19 protein-coding genes and 1 tRNA gene are annotated in these 22400 nt (G+C 63.2%); 11 read left to right on the forward strand and 9 right to left on the reverse strand.

The genetic code is table 11. The annotated features are described in order from the left end of the window. Positions 1-71: 71 nt before the first annotated feature. The gene (locus ASF04_RS07405; protein WP_056139533.1) at positions 72-464 is read right to left on the reverse strand and encodes a cytochrome c family protein; all 393 of its coding nucleotides are present in this window, start codon (positions 462-464) and stop codon (positions 72-74) included. A gap of 222 nt (positions 465-686) precedes the next feature. On the opposite strand from ASF04_RS07405, the gene ribBA reads away from it, so the two are divergent. The 5 genes from ribBA (at position 687) to ASF04_RS07430 (ending at position 5311) form a co-directional block, all read left to right on the forward strand. Beyond that, complete coding sequence (gene ribBA / locus ASF04_RS07410; RefSeq protein ID WP_056139534.1) at positions 687-1796, forward strand: bifunctional 3,4-dihydroxy-2-butanone-4-phosphate synthase/GTP cyclohydrolase II; 1110 nt, start codon at positions 687-689, stop codon at positions 1794-1796. A 20-nt stretch (positions 1797-1816) separates the two neighbouring features. Beyond that, positions 1817-2305 carry a 6,7-dimethyl-8-ribityllumazine synthase gene (gene ribH / locus ASF04_RS07415; RefSeq protein ID WP_019920536.1) on the forward strand — a complete coding sequence of 163 codons (489 nt, stop codon included), beginning with the start codon at positions 1817-1819 and terminating at the stop codon, positions 2303-2305. A 26-nt stretch (positions 2306-2331) separates the two neighbouring features. Continuing rightward, positions 2332-2802, forward strand: a complete 471-nt coding sequence (nusB, locus tag ASF04_RS07420) for a transcription antitermination factor NusB (RefSeq protein ID WP_019920535.1) — start codon at positions 2332-2334, stop codon at positions 2800-2802. 186 nt (positions 2803-2988) lie between these two features. Next, positions 2989-3294, forward strand: coding sequence for a hypothetical protein (locus tag ASF04_RS07425; RefSeq protein WP_229204958.1), 306 nt, complete (start codon positions 2989-2991; stop codon positions 3292-3294). 112 nt (positions 3295-3406) lie between these two features. Beyond that, the gene (locus ASF04_RS07430) at positions 3407-5311 is read left to right on the forward strand and encodes an MFS transporter (protein WP_056139536.1); all 1905 of its coding nucleotides are present in this window, start codon (positions 3407-3409) and stop codon (positions 5309-5311) included. An 18-nt stretch (positions 5312-5329) separates the two neighbouring features. Here the strand turns inward: ASF04_RS07430 and ASF04_RS07435 are convergent, their stop codons facing one another. From ASF04_RS07435 to ASF04_RS07445, 3 genes are all read right to left on the reverse strand, one after another. Then, positions 5330-6865, reverse strand: coding sequence for a response regulator (locus ASF04_RS07435; RefSeq protein WP_056139538.1), 1536 nt, complete (start codon positions 6863-6865; stop codon positions 5330-5332). A gap of 5 nt (positions 6866-6870) precedes the next feature. After that, positions 6871-8382, reverse strand: coding sequence for an ATPase domain-containing protein (locus tag ASF04_RS07440; RefSeq protein ID WP_056139539.1), 1512 nt, complete (start codon positions 8380-8382; stop codon positions 6871-6873). A gap of 98 nt (positions 8383-8480) precedes the next feature. Continuing rightward, positions 8481-10655: a diguanylate cyclase domain-containing protein gene (locus ASF04_RS07445; protein WP_056139542.1), complete on the reverse strand. Its 2175-nt coding sequence runs from the start codon at positions 10653-10655 to the stop codon at positions 8481-8483. A 259-nt stretch (positions 10656-10914) separates the two neighbouring features. Between ASF04_RS07445 and ASF04_RS07450 the strand changes: the two genes are divergently transcribed. From ASF04_RS07450 to ASF04_RS07470, 5 genes are read left to right on the forward strand one after another with little or no spacing between them, the layout of a single operon-like run. Then, positions 10915-12114 (forward strand): efflux RND transporter periplasmic adaptor subunit, encoded by a 1200-nt coding sequence (locus ASF04_RS07450; RefSeq protein WP_056139544.1) that lies wholly within the window; start codon positions 10915-10917, stop codon positions 12112-12114. 15 nt (positions 12115-12129) lie between these two features. Next, positions 12130-15276 carry an efflux RND transporter permease subunit gene (locus ASF04_RS07455; RefSeq protein ID WP_056139546.1) on the forward strand — a complete coding sequence of 1049 codons (3147 nt, stop codon included), beginning with the start codon at positions 12130-12132 and terminating at the stop codon, positions 15274-15276. Between the two features lie 20 nt (positions 15277-15296). Continuing rightward, positions 15297-16775, forward strand: a complete 1479-nt coding sequence (gene adeC / locus ASF04_RS07460; RefSeq protein WP_056139578.1) for an AdeC/AdeK/OprM family multidrug efflux complex outer membrane factor — start codon at positions 15297-15299, stop codon at positions 16773-16775. A gap of 59 nt (positions 16776-16834) precedes the next feature. After that, positions 16835-17449: a TetR/AcrR family transcriptional regulator gene (locus ASF04_RS07465; protein WP_056139548.1), complete on the forward strand. Its 615-nt coding sequence runs from the start codon at positions 16835-16837 to the stop codon at positions 17447-17449. A gap of 60 nt (positions 17450-17509) precedes the next feature. After that, a complete protein-coding gene (locus ASF04_RS07470; RefSeq protein WP_056139550.1) occupies positions 17510-18217 on the forward strand; it encodes a fumarylacetoacetate hydrolase family protein in 708 nt (235 codons plus the stop codon). Between the two features lie 111 nt (positions 18218-18328). Here ASF04_RS07470 and ASF04_RS07475 read toward each other — a convergent pair whose 3' ends face one another. Continuing rightward, positions 18329-19156, reverse strand: coding sequence for a Sir2 family NAD-dependent protein deacetylase (locus tag ASF04_RS07475; protein ID WP_056139552.1), 828 nt, complete (start codon positions 19154-19156; stop codon positions 18329-18331). Between the two features lie 91 nt (positions 19157-19247). Here ASF04_RS07475 and ASF04_RS07480 point away from each other — a divergent pair. After that, positions 19248-19324: transfer RNA gene (locus tag ASF04_RS07480), tRNA-Pro, on the forward strand. Positions 19325-19602: 278 nt separating this feature from the next. Here the strand turns inward: ASF04_RS07480 and ASF04_RS07485 are convergent. The 4 genes from ASF04_RS07485 to ASF04_RS07500 form a co-directional block, all read right to left on the reverse strand. Next, on the reverse strand, positions 19603-19836 hold the full coding sequence (locus tag ASF04_RS07485; RefSeq protein ID WP_056139554.1) for a hypothetical protein: 234 nt from the start codon (positions 19834-19836) through the stop codon (positions 19603-19605). Positions 19837-19906: 70 nt separating this feature from the next. Beyond that, positions 19907-20143 (reverse strand): hypothetical protein, encoded by a 237-nt coding sequence (locus tag ASF04_RS07490; protein ID WP_056139557.1) that lies wholly within the window; start codon positions 20141-20143, stop codon positions 19907-19909. A gap of 127 nt (positions 20144-20270) precedes the next feature. Then, a complete protein-coding gene (locus tag ASF04_RS07495) occupies positions 20271-21188 on the reverse strand; it encodes a lipase secretion chaperone (protein WP_056139559.1) in 918 nt (305 codons plus the stop codon). A 10-nt stretch (positions 21189-21198) separates the two neighbouring features. Then, positions 21199-22116: a triacylglycerol lipase gene (locus tag ASF04_RS07500; protein WP_056139561.1), complete on the reverse strand. Its 918-nt coding sequence runs from the start codon at positions 22114-22116 to the stop codon at positions 21199-21201. Between the last annotated feature and the right edge of the window lie 284 nt (positions 22117-22400).

A 22400-nucleotide genomic window follows, 5' to 3' on the forward strand; every position in this document is an offset into this window, starting at 1 on the left:
TTTGCGCGACCAGCGACCAGCCCCGCAATCGTGACCGCGCCCTGCATCTCACCTGCAATCGGGATCGAGCACTAAGGTTTGCCAACACCCTGGCCAGACAAGCTTTGCAAATAGGCAATCAATGCCGCCCGCTCGACCGCATTGCTTATCTTGAAATCCATGTTCTGGCCCGGAATAAACTGCTCCGGATCGGCCAGCCAGCGGTCGAGCGACCGGGCGTCCCACGTCACCTGCGAACGCTTGAGCGCGCGCGAGTAATCGTACCCTTTGATGCTGCCGGCGCGGCGGCCGAATACACCGCGATGGCGCGGGCCGGTCTCGTCGGTGTCGAGCGCGTGACAGTCGGTGCAACGTTGCTGCCACAGCCGCTGGCCCTGCTTGATCGTTGCAGCGCCCTGGGCGTGCGCCTGCGCCGCCGAAAAAATCAGACACAGGACAAAACAGGTGGGCAGGCGAAAAGGCATCGAAGTCTCCATGTGTTCGGGTCAATCTTACGCGCACAACTGCTGCCGTAGGGCAATATTGCCTCGCGTGCGCGATAAACTGCCTCGCGATGTCACAGAATCTTTTCAAAAAGAAAAGCATCGAGCTGGCAGCCCGTGGATAAAAGTGGGCTTTTGCGGTGGGAGTGCCGTAAATCCATTAAAATAGCGGGTTATTCTCGCATTAGCTCCCAAGGATTAAAAATGTCAATTTCCAGCACCGAAGAAATCGTCGCCGAATTGCGCGCTGGCCGCATGGTGATCCTGGTCGATGAAGAAGACCGGGAAAACGAAGGTGACCTGGTGCTCGCGGCGGACTTCGTCACGCCGGAAGCCATCAATTTCATGGTCAAGCACGCGCGCGGCCTGGTGTGCCTCACCCTCACCGAAGAACGTTGCGACCTGCTCGAGCTGTCGATGATGTCGTCGCGTAACGGCACCGCCTTTGGCACCAATTTCACGGTGTCGATCGAAGCGGCTGAAGGTGTGACCACCGGCATTTCGGCCGCCGACCGTGCCAAGACCATCGCCGTGGCCGTGGCCAAGGATGCCAAGGCCATCGATATCGTGCAGCCGGGCCATATCTTCCCGCTCAAGGCGCAAAAGGGCGGCGTGCTGATGCGTGCTGGTCACACCGAAGCCGGTTGCGACCTGACCGCCATGGCCGGCCTCACGCCTGCCTCGGTGATCTGCGAGATCATGAAGGACGACGGCACCATGGCGCGCCTGCCGGACCTGCTGGAATTTGCCAAGGAACACAACCTGAAGATCGGCACCATTGCCGACCTGATCCAGTACCGCAGCCGCAACGAGTCGCTGGTGGAAAAAGTGGGTGAGCGCCAGTTGAACACGGCGCAAGGCCAGTTCCGCATGATTGCATACCGCGACAAGCCGAGCGGTTCGGCCCACCTGGCGCTGGTGCACGGCGAGATCGAAAAAGACAAGGACACCCTGGTGCGCGTGCACCAGCCGGTTTCCATCCTCGATGTGCTGGAATCGGAAGCGACCACCCACTCGTGGAACCTGTCGTCGTCGCTGGCAGCGGTCAAGGCCGCCGATAGCGGCGTGATCGTGCTGCTCAATTGCGAAGAAACTGCCGAGCAGTTCTTCTCGCAATTTGCTGCCCTCGACAAACCGGAAACCAAGCCGAAAGGCCGCGCGGCCAGCATGGACCTGCGCAGCTACGGTATTGGCGCGCAAATCCTGCGCGAAGTCGGCGTGTGCAAAATGCAATTGCTGGCCAGCCCGCGCAAGATGCCGTCGATGACGGGCTTCGACCTGGAAGTGACCGGCTACCTGGCCAAACCCAACTAACCTGATTAAAGAGGCTCATCATGACCGTAGGAAGCTACGATACCAACCTGAACGGCGACGGCCTGCGTGTCGGCATCGTTCAAGCCCGTTTTAACGAAGACATCGGCCATGGCCTGCTGTCGTCCTGCCTGGCAGAACTGAAACGCCTGGGCGTGGAAGATGAAGACGTCTTGCACGTGACCGTGCCGGGCGCGCTGGAAGTGCCGCTGGTGCTGCAAAAAATGGCCGAGTCGCAGCAGTTCGACGCGCTGATCGCCCTGGGCGCCGTGATCCGTGGCGAGACTTACCACTTCGAGCTGGTCTCGAACGAGTCGGGCGCCGGCATCACCCGCATCGGCCTCGACTACGGCATCCCGATCGCCAACGCCATTCTCACCACCGAAACCGATGAACAGGCGGAAGTGCGCATGGTCGAAAAAGGCACCGACGCCGCCCGCGTGGCAGTGGAAATGGCCAATCTGACCATCGCCCTCGAAGAACTCAATCAGGACCAGGGCGACGACGAATAAGTCGCTCTTCATTAACAGGTAACCCCATGACAGATAAAAGCCTACACGCCAACCCCAGCAAGAACCGCACCCCGCGCCACCGCGCGCGCGAGTTCGCGCTGCAGGGCCTGTACCAGTGGCTGCTGAACAACGAACCCGCCACCACGGTCGTCAACAACATCCGCGCCGCCCACGGTTTCGACAAGGCCGATGCCGAGCATTTCACCAAGCTGCTGTACGGTGCGATCCAGGACTCCGTGGCCCTGCGCGAAACGTTCGCGCCGCTGGTCGATCGCGGCATCAACGAGCTCTCGCCGATCGAGCACGCGGTGCTGCTGATCGGTGCTTACGAGCTGAAAAACAACCTTGAAATCCCTTACCGCGTGGTGATCAACGAAGCTGTTGAACTGACCAAGTCGTTCGGCGGTATCGACGGCCACAAGTACGTCAACGGCGTGCTCGATAAATTGGCGCCGAAGCTGCGCGCCGATGAAGTGGCAGGCGACAAGAAGCGCTGATCTCACCCTGGTGCGCAGCATGCATCGAAAAGGCCGGGTCTGTCACCAGACCCGGCCTTTTTTCGTCCGACGCTGACCAATGTTAGCTGGCAGACGCTGCCATCAAATCTCCGCTTGAAATGCAAACGATTCTCATTTAATATTCAGTGAATGAGAATTGTTCTCATCGGAATCAAGGGGTGAGGTATGGCAAGCATGGAAATCGTCTCGATGCTCAACTGTGCGCTGGCGTCTGCTTTGACGGCGGCACTGGCAGCGCTGTGCCTGTACCTGGCCGTGCCGCGCCAACGCCTGTGGCCGGCGGCGCTGGGACGGGCCAAGTTCCTGCGCTGGTTGTCGGTACCACTGGCCACCGGCGCGCTGGCCGCTGCCATCGAAGACTACGGCTTCGGGCCGGGCCTGGGGATCGTGCTGGGAAGCATGGCGGTAGTGTGGCTGGCCTTGCCGTATGTCGATCTGTGGCTGCAACGCAGCAAGCCGCACAAGGCTTGAATCGTTGTCCCCCATTGCTCATCGTTAAAGTTGCCGAATCGCATGTCGGGTGGTGCCGGGCTGCGGGTATAATCCGCTCACTCTGGAACCCACACGAACGGACCCGCGCGACATGAGCCAGCCCAACCAGTTTTCCCTGCTGAAGCAACGTCGCTTCGCTCCCTTCTTCTGGACCCAATTCCTCGGCGCTTTCAACGACAACCTGTTCAAGACCGCGCTGATCGTTGTCATCACCTTCGACGCTCTCAGCTGGACCACACTGGCGCCGTCGCTGGTGACCAACCTGATACCCGGCCTATTCATTCTTCCCTATGTGCTGTTTTCCGCCACCGCCGGCCAACTGGCCGACAAGTTCGACAAGGCGGGCCTGACCCGCTGCGTAAAATGGCTGGAAGTGGCCATCATGCTGGTCGCCGGCATCGGCTGGATGACCCACCATTTGTGGTTGCTGGTCGCTGCAGTGGTGGGCATGGGTATCCATTCCACGCTGTTCGGCCCTGTCAAATATGCTTACCTGCCGCAGCACCTGAAAAAGGAAGAGCTGATCGGCGGTAACGGCGTGACCGAAATGGGCACGTTCGTCGGCATCCTGGCCGGCGAAATTCTCGGCGCGGTGCTGGTGGTGATGCAACCGCACGGGCTGTACTTCGAGGCCGGCGCCACCATCTTCGTGGCGGTCGTCGGTTTGCTGGCCAGCTACCGGATTCCAGCCTCGCCGGCGCCGGCGCCCGAACTGAAGGTAAGCTGGAATTTCGTCGGCGAATCGGTGCGCAACCTGCGTTTCTCGAGCAAGAACCGGGTGGTGTTCCAGTCGATGCTGGGCAACTCGTGGTTCTGGTTTTATGGCGCCGTGCTGCTGGCGCAACTGCCCGTGTATTCCAAGGATTACCTGCACGGTGACCACGGCGCGTTCGTGATGCTGCTCACCGTGTTCTCTCTGGGCGTGGGATCGGGCTCGCTGCTGTGCGAGCGGTTGTCGGGCGCCAAGGTGGAGATAGGCCTGGTGCCGTTCGGCTCGATCGGTCTGACCATTTTCGGCGCCGACTTGTACTTTGCCAGCAATGCGTTTGCCGTCAGTGGTGCCGCGCTGGCCGGCACGTCGGCTGACGTGATGACCTTGCTGGGGCAGCCCGGTATCTGGCGCATCCTGTTCGACTTTTTGATGATCGGCATGTTCGGCGGCTTCTTCATCGTGCCGCTGTTCGCGCTGATCCAATTGCGTGCCGACCCCGCCCACATCTCGCGCACCATCGCCGGCATGAACATCCTCAATGCCTTGTTCATGGTGGCGGCGGCCGGCATGGCGATCGTGCTGCTGGGCCAGGGCTTGACGATACCGCAGCTGTTCCTGGTCACGGCCCTGCTCAATGCGCTGGTGGCAATTTACATCTTCTCGCTGGTGCCGGAATTCCTGATGCGTTTCCTGGCCTGGCTCCTGATCCACACCGTGCACCGCGTACACACGGTCGATGCCGACCGCATTCCGGCCGAAGGCGCGGCGGTACTGGTGTGTAACCATGTCAGCTATGTCGATGCGCTGGTGATCGGCGCCATCGCGCCGCGTCCGATCCGCTTCGTGATGGACCACCGGATTTTCAAGACACCGTTCCTGGGCTGGATCTTCCGCACCGCGCGCGCGATCCCGATCGCGCCGGCCAAGGAAGACCCGTGGCTGATGGAAAAAGCCTACATCGACATCGCCCAGGCGCTGCACGAAGGTGAAATTGTCTGCATCTTCCCGGAGGGGCAGTTGACGCGTGACGGCGAGATCAATCCGTTCAAGGGCGGCATCGCCAAGATCATCGAGCGCTCGCAAGTGCCGGTGATCCCGATGGCGCTGCGCGGCCTGTGGACCCACCTGCTGAGCCGCAACAAGGAAAACATCTTCGGTCGCGCCTTTCACGCCGGCCTGCGCTCGAAACTGGCGCTGGCCGTCGGCCAGCCGGTGGCGCCGCAGGACGTCACGCCCGATGGGTTGCGCGCGGATGTAGCGGCGCTGCGTGGGGACTGGAAGTAGGGAACTCGATGCAGGGGCCTACCGCGCCGCCTGCACCTGCTCGCGATTATGCCGCGCCCCCGCCAGGCGAATGATCTGTGCCAGCTCCACCGGCTTGACCAGGTGATGGTCGAAGCCGGCCTCGGTGGTGCGGCGGCGGGCGTCGCTCTGGCCCCAGCCGGTGAGGGCGATCAGGAGGATCTTGTCCGCGCCCGGTTGCTGGCGGATGGCCCGTGCCGCCTCGTAGCCGTCCATGCCGGGCATGCCCAGGTCCATGATGATCATGTCCGGGATGCGCTCGGCAACTGCTGATACGGCCGCCGCGCCGCCATATTCGGCGCGCACGTCGAAGCCGTCGATTTCCAGCAGCGCGGCCAGGGAGTCGGCGGCGTCCTGGTTGTCGTCCACCACCAGTACCTGCATGCGCCTGCCGTCGAGCGCGGCGTGGGCGGGCAGCGGGGCGCTTTCCTGATGGTGATTTTCGCTCACGTGCACGATCGGCAGGCGGATCACGAACTCGCTGCCCTGGCCGACGCCGTCGCTTGACGCTTCCACCGAACCGCCGTGCATTTCGGCGAACTGGCGTGCCAGGCTCAGGCCGATCCCGAGACCGCTGGTGAACTGCCCGGCCACCGTGGTGCCCTGCTCGAACATGGTGAAGATGCGCGAGAGCGCTTCGGGCTCCAGGCCGATGCCGCTGTCGCGTAGCGACACCTCCAGCAGGTTGTCCGTTGCCTGCGCGCGCACCACTACGTGGCCGCCCTGCGGCGTGAACTTGATGGCGTTGGAGAGGATGTTGGCAAAAATTTGCACGATGCGCGCGTAGTCGGCATTGAGCAGGATTTCGCTGACCGGCAGCTGCCACGCCACGTGGATGCGTTTGGCGGTGGCTGCCTGCGTGCACAGTTCGTTCACGTGGGTCATCACCGCCTGCAGCGCGACCAGCTGGTTTTGCAGCTTGATCTTGCCGCGCGTGATGCGAGCGACGTCGAGCAGATCGTCCACCAGCCGCGTGAGCAGCTTGACCTGGCGCTCGACCATGTCGCGGATGCGCGCCACCGGCGCCGCGTCCGGATACATATGCGTGAGTAGCGACACCGAGGTGCGGATCGGCGCCAGCGGGTTGCGCAGCTCGTGCCCCAGGCTGGCCAGGAATTCATCCTTGCGGCGCGCGGCCTCGCGCACCTGGTACTGCTTGTGGCGCGCGCGCAGCGTCGCCTGCAGGGCCGTGATCAGGGTCAGCGTGCGCACCGGGCGTTCGAGCAGCGTCAGGTTGCCCAGGCCGGCCACCGCGCGCCGCACGGTGGCCGAATCGGCGCCGTGGTGGGTGAGCAGCAGGATCGGCAAGTCCGACCAGTCGGGCTGGCGCGCCACCATCTCGTACAGCAGCTTGTAGCCGGCAGGCGTCAATGCTTCTTCTACCGTGAGCACGGCGCCCACGCCCAGTTCGATCTGCTGTTCCAGCTCGGCCACGGTAGCGCACACGTGGCTGTCGAGGTTGGCCAGCGCCAGCACGCGCGCCGCCAGCGGTCCATCCTGGCCGGTGGGAGCGTAGATCAGGATGCGGGTTTCCATCGGTTTCAGATCTGGAAGTCGGCAGCGGATTGGCCGGCATTCTGGGAAATCTCGGCGCTGTCGTACGTGGGTACCCCGGTGAGGATGCCGTGGAAGCCGCGTAGCACCGGCCCGACCTTGATGCCGCCCGTGCTCACTTCAAAGCGGCGGATGGTGCGCTCGTGGGCGCTGCCGCGCTTCTTGAACACGGAGATCGCCTGCCGCACCTCGCCCTCGGCTTCAAAGTAACGCAGCATGATGATATTGTCGGCAATGTAACTGGCATCAACCGCCGAGCTGGCGGTGCCGATCATGCCGCGCTGTACGCCCACGATGATGCTCACCACGCCGCGCTGGCCCAGGTACGTGAGAATCTCGTGCAGGTAGGTGGCCAGGAAGCGCTCGTCGGGCATGGCGTTCAGGTACCCATTGAGACTGTCGATGACCAGCACCTTGACGCCGCGCTCTACCGCCTGCACCACCGCCTGGGTGAGCTGTCCCGGCGCCAGTTCGGCCGGATCGACCTGCTGGATGGTAAGCAGGCCGCTGTCCTCGGCGCCGGCCAGGTCCAGGCCCAGGTTGGCGCAACGGTTGAGCAGGTTGTTACGCGCTTCCTCGAACAGGAACATGGCGCTTTTTTCGCCACGCTGCGCAGCCGCATGCACGAACTGCGCCGCCAGCGACGACTTGCCGGTGCCGGACGGGCCGCTGATCAGGGTGCTCATGCCTTCCTCCAGGCCGCCGCCGATCAACTGGTCGAGCGCCGGCATGCCGGACGACAGCTGGCGGCGGGCGCTGCTCACGCGGGTGTCGGCGGCGACGAGGCGCGGATACACGCGCAAGCCGCCGCGAATGATCTGGTAATCGTGGGCGCCGCCGTGGAACGCGATGCCGCGATACTTGACCACGCGGATGCGGCGCCGCTCGGCGCCATAGGCCTGGTCGGCCAGTTCCAGCGTCATGACCGCGTGCGCCACGCTACGCACCTGCAAGTCGGTACTGAGCGCGGTGCGATCATCGAGCAGCACAGTGGTGCATGAGCGGCTGGTGAGGTACTGTTTGAGCGCGAGCACCTGGCGCCGGTAGCGCAGCGGGTTTTCCGCCAGCAGCTGCAACTCGGACAGCGAATCGAGCACTACGCGGCGCGGCCGCGATTTGTCGATGGCGGCGACGATGCGCTGGGTGGTGGTGCCCATCTCGATTTCGGCCGGGTGGAAAATGGTGTATTGCTGGTCGGGGTCGAGCGCATTTTCGCCGGGGATGATTTCCTCGATCTGGATGCCGGCCATGTCCCACCCGTGCGACTGCGCCACGCTGCGCAGCTCGACGGCGGTTTCGGCCAGCGTGATGTACAGCACGTGCTCGCCCCGGCGCGCGCCCTCGATCAGGAATTGCAGCGCCAGCGTGGTCTTGCCGGTGCCCGGCTCGCCCTCCACCAGGTAAAGACGGTCGGCGGTAAGGCCGCCGCCCAGCACCTCATCGAGGCCGGGCACGCCGCTGGAGAGAAAATCGGTGGTATCGCTGTTTTGAGGTTCCATGGGGCAGGTCCGGAGGGCAGGGAAGCTGGCGTCACAGGGCCAGCGTGAATCATTCGATCTTACCCCAATCGGCCGAAACAGGTATTCTCCCAGACGGCTCAGGACAAGGCCTGGCGCTGATCGCGCTGCTTGACCGCGTACATGGCGCGGTCGGCCCGGGCCAGCAGCGTGGCGACATCCTGCGGATCGTCCGGGTGGTGGATGGCCACGCCCACGCTGGCGCTCAATGCCACCGTCACGGTCTTGAGCATGAACGGCTGGCGCAGCAAGGGCCCCAGCTTGTCGGCGGCCTCGTAGGCATCGGCGTCGCTGCCCAGCATTTCGACGATGACGATGAATTCATCGCCGGCCAGGCGGCCCACGGTGTCGGTCTTGCGGATGGCGCCGCGCACGCGGTCGGCAAACTGGCGCAGCAGCTCGTCGCCTTCCTCGTGACCGTAGCGATCGTTGATCTGCTTGAAGCGGTCGAGGTCGAGGAAGAACACGGCGCAGCGCTTGCCCGAACGTTGCGCGCGCAGCAGTGCCGCCGGCAGTGCCTGCATCAGTGCGCGGCGGTTGGGCAGGCCGGTAAGGGTGTCGTGCAGCGCCATGTTTTCGAGCGATGCGATCATGTGCTTGCGCTCGCTGATATCGTGCAGGAACGCGATGAACACGTGGCCGCCGCTGCGCGGCACGTACGCCACCGAGGCTTCCACCGGCAACTCCTGGCCGTCGCGGTGGTGCATGGTCAGTTCCAGCCGGCGGCTCAGCGACGCCCCGGCGCCCGGGCCGCGCTCGGCCAGCAGCTGCATGTCGCGCTCGCAGGTACGGCGCAGCAGGGGCGGCAGCACCATCGCGCCCAGCGGCTGGCCGATCACCTCGGCGCGGCGCCAGCCGATCAGCTTTTCGGCCTGGCGGTTCCAGTCCAGGACCACGCCGCGATGGTCGAGCGCGATGAAGGCGTCGTGGGTGTTGTCGAGGATGGCGCGCAGCTCGGCGGCACGTTCCTGCAGCAGCAGCTGGGTAGTGTGTTCCTGCGCCAGTGCGCGCTCCAGTTGCAGCGCCTTGCTGGCGATTTCGCGGGTGCGCTCGGCCACCGTGGTTTCCAGCTGCTCGTTGAGGGTGCGCAGCGCGGCCAGGTGCTGCTGCTCCTTGTGCACCATGCGGGCCAGCGCACCGGAGAGCACCTGCAATTCGTGGAAGCTGCCCACCGTGGCAATGGTGGCGATGGTGGCGCTGTCGGGCAGACCGGCGTCGGCAGGCGCGTCCGAATGCCGCTCGAGCTGCGCGCTCAGTTGATTGAACGGCCGGGTGTAGCGGCGCGCGATGACGGCGGCAGCAGCGGCCAGCACCACGCCGAGGACGGCGCCCAGCAGCAGGATCTGGCGTTCGAGCGCGCGGGCTTCGGCCAGCGCCACGGCCAGCGGCTGGCGCACGATCACCGACCACGGCAGGGTGGCAGCGTCGCCGGTCTGGCCGGTGAGGGAGTAGCCGCTCAGGTATTCGCGCTCGTCGCTCCAGGTCTCGCGCACGGCGCCAGATTTGCCGCTATGCGACAGCGCCAGGCTGGCCGTTTGCAGCCGCTGCTGCTCCATGCCGGCAGGGCCCAGCAGGACCTGGCCGTCGCCACGCACGACAAAAATCTCGGCAGCGTCGGTTTGCTCGGCCGGCGCCAGCACGCCGTGCATCAGTCGCCGCGCCCAGCCCCAGCTCATGCGCACGCCCAGAACACCGCGCACGCTGCCATCGGCGCCCGGCACCGGGCCGGCCACATCGATGAAGCGCCACGGCGAACCGGTGGCCGGCAACTTCTCGTCCGTCTCGGCGGCGGCGGAGAGCGGCCCCGCATCGCCGGCGTACAGGCCTTCGCGGCCGGCCTGGAACCAGGCGCGGTTGCTCACGTCCACGCCCTCGAGCAGGTTCTGGGTGGCAGCAAGCACGCGGCCATCCGGCGCCGCCAGGCCGATCCAGGCATAGTCGGGGGAGGCGCGCTGCAGGCTGTCGAGCACCGCGCGCACTTCGTCGGGCGAACGGGCAGCGCGCAGTTGCGGCAGCTCGCTCAGCAAGCGGACGTCGCCGCCAGCTTTTTGCACGCCGCGATTGAGGGCGTCGCGCATTTGCCAGGACAGTTGTTGCAGGCGCTGGCCGGCTTCGCGCTCGGTATAGTTGAGCGCGAAATGATCGACCAGGGTCAACAGGGCCAGCACCGTGAGCAGCACCGTCGCGCTGACGCCCACCGTGACCAGGGTGGTCAGGCGGGGCGGCGTGGCAAGAGAATTGGGCTGCGTACGCATCGGGCGAAATGGCCGCCACCGGCCGCTAGTAGAATGAAAGAGTAACCGGTAATTCTAGCATCGGCACCCGGCATAATCTTGCCTGATTAACCAAATTGTTTCCTTATAGCCACAGAATAATTCCTTAAATATAACTTAAATACGGTAATTAATTGCTTTGCGGAATTAAATTCCAACTTGACATAGTTAGAATGATCGTTCATTCTAGCGTCTGTATATTTATAATTCCTCTCGTAATCTCCTCAGAAAGCCTCACCACATGGAAGCTCTTTTCTGCAAACCGTCCCTGCGGACGGCCGGGGTCGCAGCCCTGATCACTGCAACCGCCTTCGTGGCTGGTTGCTCCAAATCCACGTCCGAAGCACCTCAAAAACCGCAGGTGGCGGAAGTGGGCGTCTACAAGGTGGTGCAAGAGCCACTGCAAATCACGACCGAACTGCCGGGTCGCACCAGCGCCTTCCAGGTGGCTGAAGTGCGCCCGCAGGTCAACGGTGTGATTCTTAAACGCCTGTTTGTCGAAGGTTCCGACGTCAAAGCCGGTACCGCGCTGTACCAGATCGATCCATCGATTTACCAAGCCAATGTCAATTCGGCCAAGGCTGCGCTCACGCGCGCCAAGGCCAACCTGCTCACCAGTGGTCCCAAGGTCGCGCGTTACAAGGAACTGCTGGCGATCGAAGGCGTGAGCCGCCAGGATTACGAAGATGCGCTCGCTGCCGACGCCCAGGCCCAGGCCGATATCGAATCGGCCACCGCTGCGCTGCAGGAAGCGAATATCAACCTGCGCTATACCAATGTGTATGCACCGATCAGCGGCCGTATCAGCCGTTCGACCGTGACGCCGGGCGCGCTGGTCACCGCCAACCAGACCGAAGCGCTGACCACCGTGCAGCAGCTCGATCCGATCTACGTGGACGTCACCCAGTCCAGCGAAGACCTGCTGCGCTTGAAGCGCGAGATGGCTGACGGCAGCCTGAAACAATCGGGCCAGGCCAAGGTATCGCTGGTACTCGCCGACGGTACCAAGTACGCCGAAGCGGGCAAGCTGCAGTTCTCGGACGTGTCCGTGGACCAGGGCACCGGCAACGTGACGCTGCGCGCCATCTTCCCGAACCCGAAACAGAATCTCCTGCCGGGCATGTTCGTGCGCGCCGTGATCGAATCGGGCGTCGACGAAAAAGCCATCACCGTGCCGCAACAGGGCGTAACCCGCAACCAGAAGGGCCAGGCCACCGCGCTGGTCCTGAACAAGGAAGGCAAGGTCGAACAGCGCGTGCTGACCACCGCCGGCACCTATGGCACCAAGTGGCTGGTGAAATCCGGCCTGGCCGACGGCGACCAGGTGATCGTCGAAGGCGTACAGAAGGTCAAGCCGGGCGCGCCAGCCATTGTCGCCAAGGCGCCTGCCGCCGCGCCAGCCGCCGGTGGTGCACCTGCCGCGCCAGCCGCCAAGCAGTAATCGAGGAGATCACACATGTCCCGTTTCTTTATTGATCGCCCGATTTTCGCCTGGGTGATCGCGATCGTGATCATGCTGGGTGGCGTATTGGCCATTCTCGGCCTGCCGATCGCCCAGTACCCCGCCATCGCCCCGCCGTCGATCTCGATCAGCGGCTCGTACCCGGGCGCCTCCGCCAAGACGGTGGAAGACGCCGTGACCCAGGTCATCGAACAGAAGATGAAGGGTATCGACGGCTTGCGCTATATGGCCTCGTCGTCGGACTCGTCGGGCGGCATCAGCATCACGCTGACGTTCGAATCGGGCACCAACCCCGATATCGCGCAGGTGCAGGTGCAGAACAAGCTGCAACTGGCCACGCCGCTGCTGCCTACCGCCGTCACCCAACAGGGTCTGGTGGTCAACAAGGCCACCAAGAACTTCCTGCTGGTGATCGGCTTCGTGTCGGAAGACGGTTCGATGAACCAGGCCGACATTGGCGACTATGTCACCGCCAGCGTGCTCGATCCGATCTCGCGCGTGGAAGGCGTGGGCGACGTGACCAACTTCGGTTCGCAATACGCGATGCGCATCTGGCTCGATCCGGCCAAGCTGCAAAGCTATCAACTGACCCCGGCCGATGTCACCACCGCGATTACCGCGCAGAACACCGAGGTGTCCGCCGGTGAACTGGGCGGCGCGCCAGCCGTCGCCGGCCAGCAGTTGAACGCCACCGTATCGGCCCAGAGCCGCCTGCAAACCGCCGAACAATTTGGCGCCATCCTGCTCAAGACCACCACCAACGGCGCCACCGTGTACCTGCGCGACGTCGCCAAGATGGAACTGGGCCGCGAAAACTATTCGATCCTGGCCCGTTATAACGGCAATGCTGCTACCGGTATCGCCATCAAGCTGGCCACCGGCGCCAACGCGCTCGACACCGCCGAGGCGGTGAAGACCAAGATCGCGCAGATGGAAAAGCAGTTCCCGCAAGGCCTGAAAGCCATGGTGGCATTCGACACCACGCCGTTCGTCAAGATCTCGATCGAAGAAGTGGTGAAAACCCTGATCGAAGCCGTGATCCTGGTGTTCCTGGTGATGTACCTGTTCCTGCAAAACTTCCGCGCCACCTTGATTCCAACCATGGCCGTACCGGTCGTGCTGCTCGGTACCTTCGGCATCCTGTCGGTGCTCGGCTATTCGATCAATACGCTGACCATGTTCGCCATCGTGCTGGCCATCGGCTTGCTGGTCGATGATGCGATCGTGGTGGTGGAAAACGTCGAGCGGATCATGACCGAGGAGGGGCTGTCCCCGATCGAGGCCACCCGCAAATCGATGGGCCAGATCAGCGGTGCGCTGGTCGGTATCGCCATGGTGCTGTCGGCCGTGTTCGTGCCGATGGCGTTCTTCGGCGGCTCCACCGGTGTGATTTACCGCCAGTTCTCGATTACGATCGTCTCGGCGATGGTGCTCTCGGTGATCGTCGCGATGATCTTCACCCCGGCGCTGTGCGCCACCATGCTCAAGCAGGTGCCGAAAGGCCATGCGATGGCCACTACCGGTTTCTTCGGCTGGTTCAACCGCAATTTCGATCGCGGCAACCGCAAGTACCAGGGCATCGTCGGCTCGATCATCAACAAGAGCGGCATTTCGCTGGTGGTATATGCGCTGATCGTCGCGGTCATGGCGTTCGTGTTCCTGCGCCTGCCAACGTCGTTCCTGCCGGAAGAAGACCAGGGCGTGCTGTTTACCCAGATCCAGCTGCCGACCGGCGCTACCCAGGAGCGCACGCTCAAGACCATCGAAAAGGTCGAGCAGCACTTCATGAACAACGAGAAGGAATCGGTCGCATCGGTATTTGCGGTGGCCGGCTTCAGCTTCGCGGGTAACGGTCAGAACACCGGTATCGCCTTCGTGCGGATGAAAGACTGGTCCGAGCGCAAAGGCAAGGATCACGCCGTGAGCGCGATCGCTGGCCGCGCCATGGGTGCGTTCTCGCAGATCAAGGATGCGATGGTGTTCGCGTTCGCCCCGCCAGCGGTGCTGGAACTGGGTAACGCGTCCGGCTTCGACCTGATGTTGCAGGATACCGGCGGCGTAGGCCATGAGGCACTGATGGCAGCACGTAACCAGATGCTGGGCATGGCCGCGCAGAGCAAGGTCATTGTCGGCGTGCGTCCGAACGGCCAGGAAGATACGCCGCAATACAAGATCACCGTGGACCAGCAAAAAGCCGTTGCACTGGGCCTGGCGATTGCGGACGTGAACCGCGTGCTGAGCACCGCCTGGGGTTCTGCGTATGTGAACGACTTCATCGACCGTGGTCGCGTGAAAAAGGTGTACATCCAGGGCCAGGCCGAAGCGCGCATGGTGCCGGAAGACCTGAACAAGTGGTTCGTGCGTAACACGGCCGGCGAGATGGTGCCATTCTCGGCCTTCTCGCACGGCGAGTGGATTTACGCCTCGCCGCGACTGGAACGCTACAACGGCCTGCCGTCGGTCGAGATCCTGGGCCAGCCGGCGCCGGGCCAGAGTTCGGGCGCCGCGATGGCGGAAGTCGAACGCATGGCAGCGAAACTGCCGCCGGGTATCGGCTACGAGTGGACCGGTCTGTCGACGGAAGAACGCGACTCCGGTTCGCAAACCACGCAGCTGTATGCGATCTCGATCCTGATCGTGTTCCTGTGCCTGGCCGCGCTGTATGAAAGCTGGTCGGTGCCGTTCTCGGTGCTGCTGATCGTGCCGCTGGGTATCCTCGGTACGGTGCTGGCGACGTTCCTGTTCAAGCTGTCGAACGACGTGTACTTCCAGGTGGGCCTGTTGACGGTGGTGGGCCTGGGTGCGAAGAACGCGATTCTGATCGTGGAATTCGCCAAGGACCTGCAGGAGCAGGGCGTAGAATTGAAGGAAGCGACCCTGCAGGCCGTGCATACGCGTCTGCGTCCGATCCTGATGACGTCGATCGCCTTCGGCCTGGGCGTGCTGCCGCTGGCAATCAGCAGCGGCGCCGGTTCGGGCAGCCAGAACGCGATTGGCGTGGGCGTGCTGGGCGGCATGCTGACGGCGACCTTCCTCGGCATCTTCTTCGTACCATTGTTCTTCGTGCTGGTGCGCGGCCGCTTTGGCAAGACCAAGGCCAAGCCGGCGCCTGAAGCTACGCCAGTCGTGGAGGCACATTAATCATGACGATCATGAACAACATGCATAAATCCTTATTCACCCTGGCGGCGCTGGCGCTGCTGGGCGGTTGCAGCCTGGCGCCCGTGTACGAGCGTCCGGCGGCACCGGTGGGCCAGGCCTGGCCTGCCGGCGAAGCCTACAAAGGCTTGCCGGCAGCGGCAGCCGATGCCCGTCCGGTGTCCGAGATCCAGTGGCGCGAGTACTTCGCCGATGCGCGCCTGCGCCAGGTGATTGAACTGGCGCTGGCCAACAACCGCGACCTGCGCGTTTCGGTGCTCAACATCGAGCGTGCCCGCGCCCAGTACAACATCAGCAGCGCGCCGTTGCTGCCGACCGTTTCCGCAGGCGTGGGCCAGAACGCCACCCGCACGCCGCGCACCATGACCGGCACCGGCGAAGCGGCCATCACCCGCCAATACAGCGGCGGACTGTCGCTGGCCGCGTATGAGCTGGACTTCTTCGGCCGCGTACGCAACGGCGCCGAAGCGGGCCTGCAAACCTACCTCGGCACCGAGGAAGCGCGCCGCACGCAGCAAATCAGCCTGGTGGCCGAAGTGGCCAACGCCTGGCTCACGCTCACGGCCGATCAGCAGCGCCTGAAGCTGGCGCAGGAAACCCTGCGCAGCCAGCAGACCACGTATGACCTGAGCCGCAAGCGTTTCGATGCCGGCGCCACGTCGGGCGTGGACGTGTACGACGCCCAGACCAGCGTGGAAACGGCGCGTAACGACGTGGCCACCTACACCGCGCAAGTGGCGCAGGACCAGAACGCGCTGAACCTGCTGGTGGGCGGCACCGTGCCGACCACGCTGCTGCCGGAAGGCGAGCTGGTATCGGTGACCGAACTGACCGCGCTGCCGGGCAGCCTGCCGTCCGATCTGCTGCAACGTCGTCCCGACGTGCAGCAGGCCGAACGCGCGCTGCGCTCGGCCAACGCCAACATCGGCGTGGCGCGCGCCGCCTTCTTCCCCAGCATTTCGCTGACGGCGTCGGGCGGCAGCGCCAGCCGCGACCTGTCCGGCCTGTTCAAGGCCGGTTCGGGTACCTGGAGCTTCGCGCCGCAGATCAACCTGCCGATCTTCGACGGTGGCGTCAACCGCGCCAACCTCGATATCGCCAAGGCCGATCGCGACATCTCGGTGGCGCAGTACGAAAAAGCCATCCAGGTGGCGTTCCGCGAAGTGGCCGATGCCCTGGCCATTCGCGGCACCATCGACGAGCGCCTGAACTCCCAGCAAGCGCTGGTGCAGGCGGCCGAGAAGAGCTACAACATCAACGAAGCGCGCTATCGCAACGGCGCCGACACGTACCTCAACTCGCTGGTATCGCAGCGTGCGTTGTACCAGGCGCAGCAAGGCCTGATCACCACGCGCCTGAACCAGACCAGCAACGCCGTCACCCTGTACAAGGTGCTGGGCGGCGGCTGGCAGCCGGAGGCGGCACAGGTAACACCCGCGCCACAGGCAACGCAAGCAGTGCAGCCAGCACCGCGCGGCTGATCCTGCGACCATGCGGCGGCCGCGCAGTTGTGCGGCCGCCGCCTACCCAAGGAATTATCATGACCACTTCTCCCGCAAAACGGCGAGTCGATCCCGAGAAGGCAGCGGGGCGGCGCAACCAGGTGCTGGAAGCGGCGGCCGTTTGCTTTGCACGCAGCGGCTTCCACGGCGCCAGCATGTCGGAGATCTCCAAGCAGGCCGGCATGAGCGCCGGCCATATCTACAATTATTTCGACGGCAAGAACGCCATCATCCTCGCGTTCGTGGAGGCGCACTCCGAGTACGTGAGCGACATGCTGAGCAACCTCAATTCGCTCGAGGATCCGCTGCAGGCGATGATCGATGACGCCGAGCGCCATGTCACCGAAGCGCTCGATCCGCAACCGTGGCACGTCTCGATAGAGATGTATGCGGAAGCCTCGCGCAACCCGGTGATCGCCGAGCGCCTGCGCGCCCACGAGGACTCCGCGCGCGGCCAGTTGCGCGAACTGGTGAGGCGTGGCCGCGAACGCCGCAACCTGTCGGTGGAGGACGTGCTGCTCGACAGCCGGATCGACACCATGATCGCGTACTTCCATGGACTGACCGTGCGCGCCCTGCACCGTCCGGACATGAACCGTGCCGGCCTGACGGAAGCGTTCCAGGTGGCGATGCGCGCCCTTCTTATGACCTGATGCAGGGGGAGAGCGTCTGTTGTAACATGTCCGGTATCCCCAACACGATATCGGAGCATCATGACTGCTTATGTAATCCCCGCCCATGACATCGTCGGCTTGCCAGTCGCCGGCACCGACGCCTTGTTCCCGGTGCGCCGCGTGTACTGCGTGGGCCGCAACTACGCCGGCCACGCGCGCGAAATGGGTTCCGACCCGGACCGCGAACCGCCATTTTTCTTCAGCAAACCGGCTGATGCCCAAGCCGTGGTGCCGGTCGCGCCAGGCCAGGTGGCCGAGCTGCCGTATCCTCCGGTAACCGCCAACCTGCACTACGAGTGCGAGCTGGTGGTGGCGATTGGCAAAGGCGGCAGCAACATCGCAGTGGCAGACGCAGCAAGCCACATCTTCGGCTACGCGGTCGGCTTCGACATGACCCGCCGCGACCTGCAATTCAAGATGCGCGATGCCGGCCGTCCATGGGAAATCGGCAAGGCGTTCGACTACTCGGCGCCGATCGGCGTGATCACCCCGGCCGCCGCCGCCGGCGACATCAACAAGGCCGCGATCGAACTGAAGGTCGATGGCGTGACCAAACAAACGTCGAGTATCGACGACTTGATCTGGTCGATCGACGAAACCATCGCCAACCTGTCCACCTTGTTTACGCTGGCGCCGGGAGACCTGATCTTCAGCGGCACGCCGGAAGGCGTAGGCGCAGTAGTGCAAGGGCAGGTGCTGGTGGGTACGGTAGCCGGCATCGACGGCATCACGGTAAAAATCGTATAAACGATATATTCAGATAGCGAACGGTCCGTCATCTCGCATTGGCGGGCCGCCGCGCCAGCGGAAATTCCCAGGCCCTTAAATTTGCGCGCGCCAAACGCGCAGCACCTTCTCTCAAAGCGCAGCGTTGATTGCTTCCAGCCCCGCCAGCGCCCCGCAGGCTAGCCCTACATCCAGTGCCGAGCCAACGCCCGCCTCACGCGGATTGATCCGCACCAGCCGCCCACCGTAATCGCGCACCACCCGCTGGCTGAAGTGCCGCACCGAAGGAATCGCCACCCCGGCGCCCAGCTCCACCACCACCGGCCGCCGTGCCCTGGCCAGTAACGTCTCAACCCGCGCCTCCTGCACCGCCGTGCGCCGCTCGACCCAACCGCCGTCGCCAAACATCAAGATATTCGGCCGCGCCAGGCCACCGCAATGCGGGCACACCGGCGCTTCATTGAGCAGCCGGCAAGCCGCATCATCGATCTGCGGCACAAACCCGTCCGCCGGCCAGATCGCCTCGCTGCACGGCGCCAGGCATTGCAGGTGGTGAATCGAGCCATGGCATTCGAGGATGCGCTGGGGATCGACGCCGGCACGCTGAAACTGGCCATCGACATTGCTGGTGAAAACCGCCACCCCATGCGCCATGCGCGCGCCCCAGTCCTTGAGCAGCGCAAAGCCCGCATGCGGCACCGTCGCGCGATAGAGCTGCAAGCGATGCCCATAAAAGCCCCACGCCAGCGCCGCATCGTCCTCGAACGTGCGCGGCGAAGCCACGCTGGCAAACGCCAGGCGCGCCTTCGCCAGGGCAGGGTAGGCCTTCCAGAAGCCGTCATTGCCGCGAAAATCGGGCAAGCCGGAATCGACGCCCATACCGGCGCCGGCGGCAACGAGCAGCAGGTCGGCCTGGTCGATGAGGGCGGCGGCGCGGGCGATGTCGGTGGTGTTGGTCATGGTGTTTTTTATGAGGAGCGAAAGTAAATCTTACCCGGCACAACACAAACATGACAAATGCTTAAAGTGGCTGCTATAATCTTGGCCTAGTCGGGGCGTAGCGCAGCCTGGTAGCGTACGTGCATGGGGTGCACGGGGTCGGAGGTTCGAATCCTCTCGCCCCGACCAAGAGAATCAAGGACTTACAGCATAAACTGTATAAAAGCCCAGCTCGATATTAGACAGTTGTCTAATATCGAGCTGGGCTTAGTCTTTTCCGCCGACTTTTTCTTTGATTTACGCCCGCTGCAGGTCCATGTCGATGCTCGAAATGTCGGGGGCCGATCCCTTGATGTGAAAATTCGTGCTGTCGCTGCGCGCCAGCCTCGGCAGTCCTGTCCCCTCCAAGGTCCATTCGCACTATCGGGATTAGTGTTGCTGACTTTATCAAGCAATATTCCCTCTGCTCAAGTATTGATCCTCGCGCTGCGTAGTGCTTCCGGTTCGAGTTCAGGATATTCTAAATGAATAGACTTCATGATCTTGAAATACATGTCGGCCATAATTGCTCCGGCAGCACGTCTGTACTCGTTAAATTCGTCTTCGGTGCAATTATCCCGGACCAAGTAAATGGATTCGTTTAGTTGGCCGTACTGATCGACCAGCATGTCATTTAGTTGAGTGGCAATTTCTTTCTTCATTTATTTAATACCGTCCTTGATGTCCTGTTCCAGATAAGCTCATGTTCGTGCTTTTTCTTGATTGCAGCCATCATTCGCTGCGAAGTCGGCTTTGTCTCAATTTCTCAGGTTGCAACTCAGAGTGTTCGTTATGGATGGGCCTCATTACATTGAGGTAAATTTCCAACATAATCTTTCCGATCTCTGTACGGTTATTCAGAAAATCTTCTTCTGAGCCCCCACTTTTTATGACCTTCAGCGCTTCATTGAGATTTCCATTTGCCTGATCCATCAAACTCAAGACCACTTTCGCGATTTCTTTGTCCATTATCTTCCTGAAGTGTGGCCACCATGCCACCTGGCGGGCGTTGCAAATAACATAGCAAGCTAAGGCAAAAGATAAGCCATGCCGGCGGCCTTTGCTACCCCTGCTTGATGTTCAAGGTCAGGATGTTTTACTCGTATGCCCCCAACCGCCGCTGCTCATCCGGCGAAAACAGGGTATCGGTCACTCGCTGTACCTGCACCGGATCCTGCACTCCCACGCCCAGCGCCGCCTTTTGCGCTCGCCAGGCAGTGATACGCTGCTGCCACTGCGTTTCCTCGCGATCGAGTTCCCCTAGCCGCGCCGCCGCTTCCGGCGTGAACGTTGCCGCACGCAGCCGATAGACTTCATTGTCGCCACCACCCTGCGCGCGCAAGTCGCGCACTGCGGCATCGAGCGCGCTGACCTGTTGTGGCGCGTCGCGTGCGAGGCGCTGGGCCGGCGGCAGGGCCGCGTCGAGGGCAGCGAGCTTGCGTTGCCGCTGCGCGTCGTCCAGCGTGGAGTCGGCCAGCACTGTCATGCGCGCCACGGTGTCGTCATCGCGCGCGTCTTCTGGCCCGAACAGGCCGGCGCTTTCCTGCGCCGTGAAATACGTGGCGCGCAGCGTGCGCTTCGCTTGCAGTCTTGCTTGTGCTGCTTGCAGCGCATCGGCGGACGGCGGAAGGTTTTGTTCGATGCCGGCCAGCGCCTGCTTGTAGGCGAGGTAGGCGCCAAGCAGGCGCTTCGCTTCGCGCGCTGGCGCCGGCGCCAGGCGGCGGTCGAGTTCCAGTTCGATCTGGCTGCGGATGGCGGCCAGCGGCTTTTCGCCGATGCCTGCCAGGTAGTAGTCGAACAGGTGGCCCAGTTCCGCATCGATCACCAGGGCGTCGCCGGTGGCGACGGTCACGTTGCCGTCGGGCCGCGTACCTTCCATCGAGCGCACGAACGCGAACAGATCGGGGTCCTGCTTTGGCGGCGGTGGCGCTGGCGGTTCGCCGCGCGCCAGTGACCAGTACAGCGCCAGGGCGGAGAGGGCGCCCGCTGTGATCAATGCCGTGTTCGTGCGCATGGCGTCCCCCTTACAGGCCCAGGCCCTGCAGGCGATTGGCCTGCTGGCGGAACACGGTCACGGGCGAGGTCTCAAACAGGTTGACGATGCCGACGAACTGGTTGATTTCATCGAGGTGGTTCATGGCATAGTCGTCGCGGATCACCTTACCCAGGTGGATCGAGCAGCTGCTGACCAGGCCATCGTTCTTGGCGCCGCCAAAGGCCTGGCTGATGACGGCCAGCGCCGGGTCGCCCACGTCCAGCGCATTGGTGTAGGGCTGGGCGCCGCTCCACGAAAAATAATACACGCCGCGTTCCTGGTAGGCGCCTTCGCCGCAGGCAGTCGTCGGTATGCCCTGCGGATGGCGGCTGTTGAAGGCCAGCGCGCCGGCGGTTGACAGCGACGCCATCGCCGCGCCAGCGTTTTGCGGCAGGCCCTTGTTGCCGGAGATGATGCCGATCAGCGAGGCGAGGGCGTCGCCCAGTGCGCCGCCGGTATTGGGGATGGTGCCGGCCAGGATGTCGGCCACTTTCGAGCCCTTGTTGACGCCTGCCACGCTGGTCACCGAAGCCACCAGGTCGGGCCGCACGGACGCGACATAGCGCGCGGTCGGGCCGCCGTGGCTGTGGCCGATCAGATTGACCTTGGCCGCGCCGGTGACGGCGAGGATTTGCCGCACCTGCGACAGCAATTGTTCGCCACGCACCTCGGTGCTGTTGGCCGCAGATACAGTGACGGTGTACACCTTGGCGCCGCCGCTGGTGAGGGCAGCGGGAATGCCATAAAAGTATTCGACGGGACCGAGCTTGTCGAAGCCGAACAGGCCGTGAACCAGCACGATCGGATATTTGGTCTGGGTGTAGCCGGCAGCGCCGGCGGTGGCAGGCAGGCCGGTGCAGCAGGCCAGGACGAGGGTGGACAGCAGTTGCCAGAAGCGGGTCTTCATTTTGTCTCCGTTATTTTTTGTGGAAAATGTCGATGCTGTAGCGGTGCCGGCGGCGCCTTCTGTCGTGATCTTTGTCGCAACTAATAAAGCAAGCGCTCGGTCTGTTAAATGTAGCACTGGCGTGCCTGAATGGCTTGTCAATTCGATATTGCGGTGCAATACGACTGGCTGTTTAGTTGCTGGGATGCTGCGCTTTGGGGGGCTGCAACTAAGCTGCCTCCGCCTAAAGTTTTGTTTTCCCATCGCCCCGATAAAAGTAAAAAGCGGGCAGCCCGTCACCGGGC

This window comes from Duganella sp. Leaf61 (assembly GCF_001421905.1).
GTDB classification, from domain to species: domain Bacteria; phylum Pseudomonadota; class Gammaproteobacteria; order Burkholderiales; family Burkholderiaceae_D; genus Rugamonas; species Rugamonas zoogloeoides.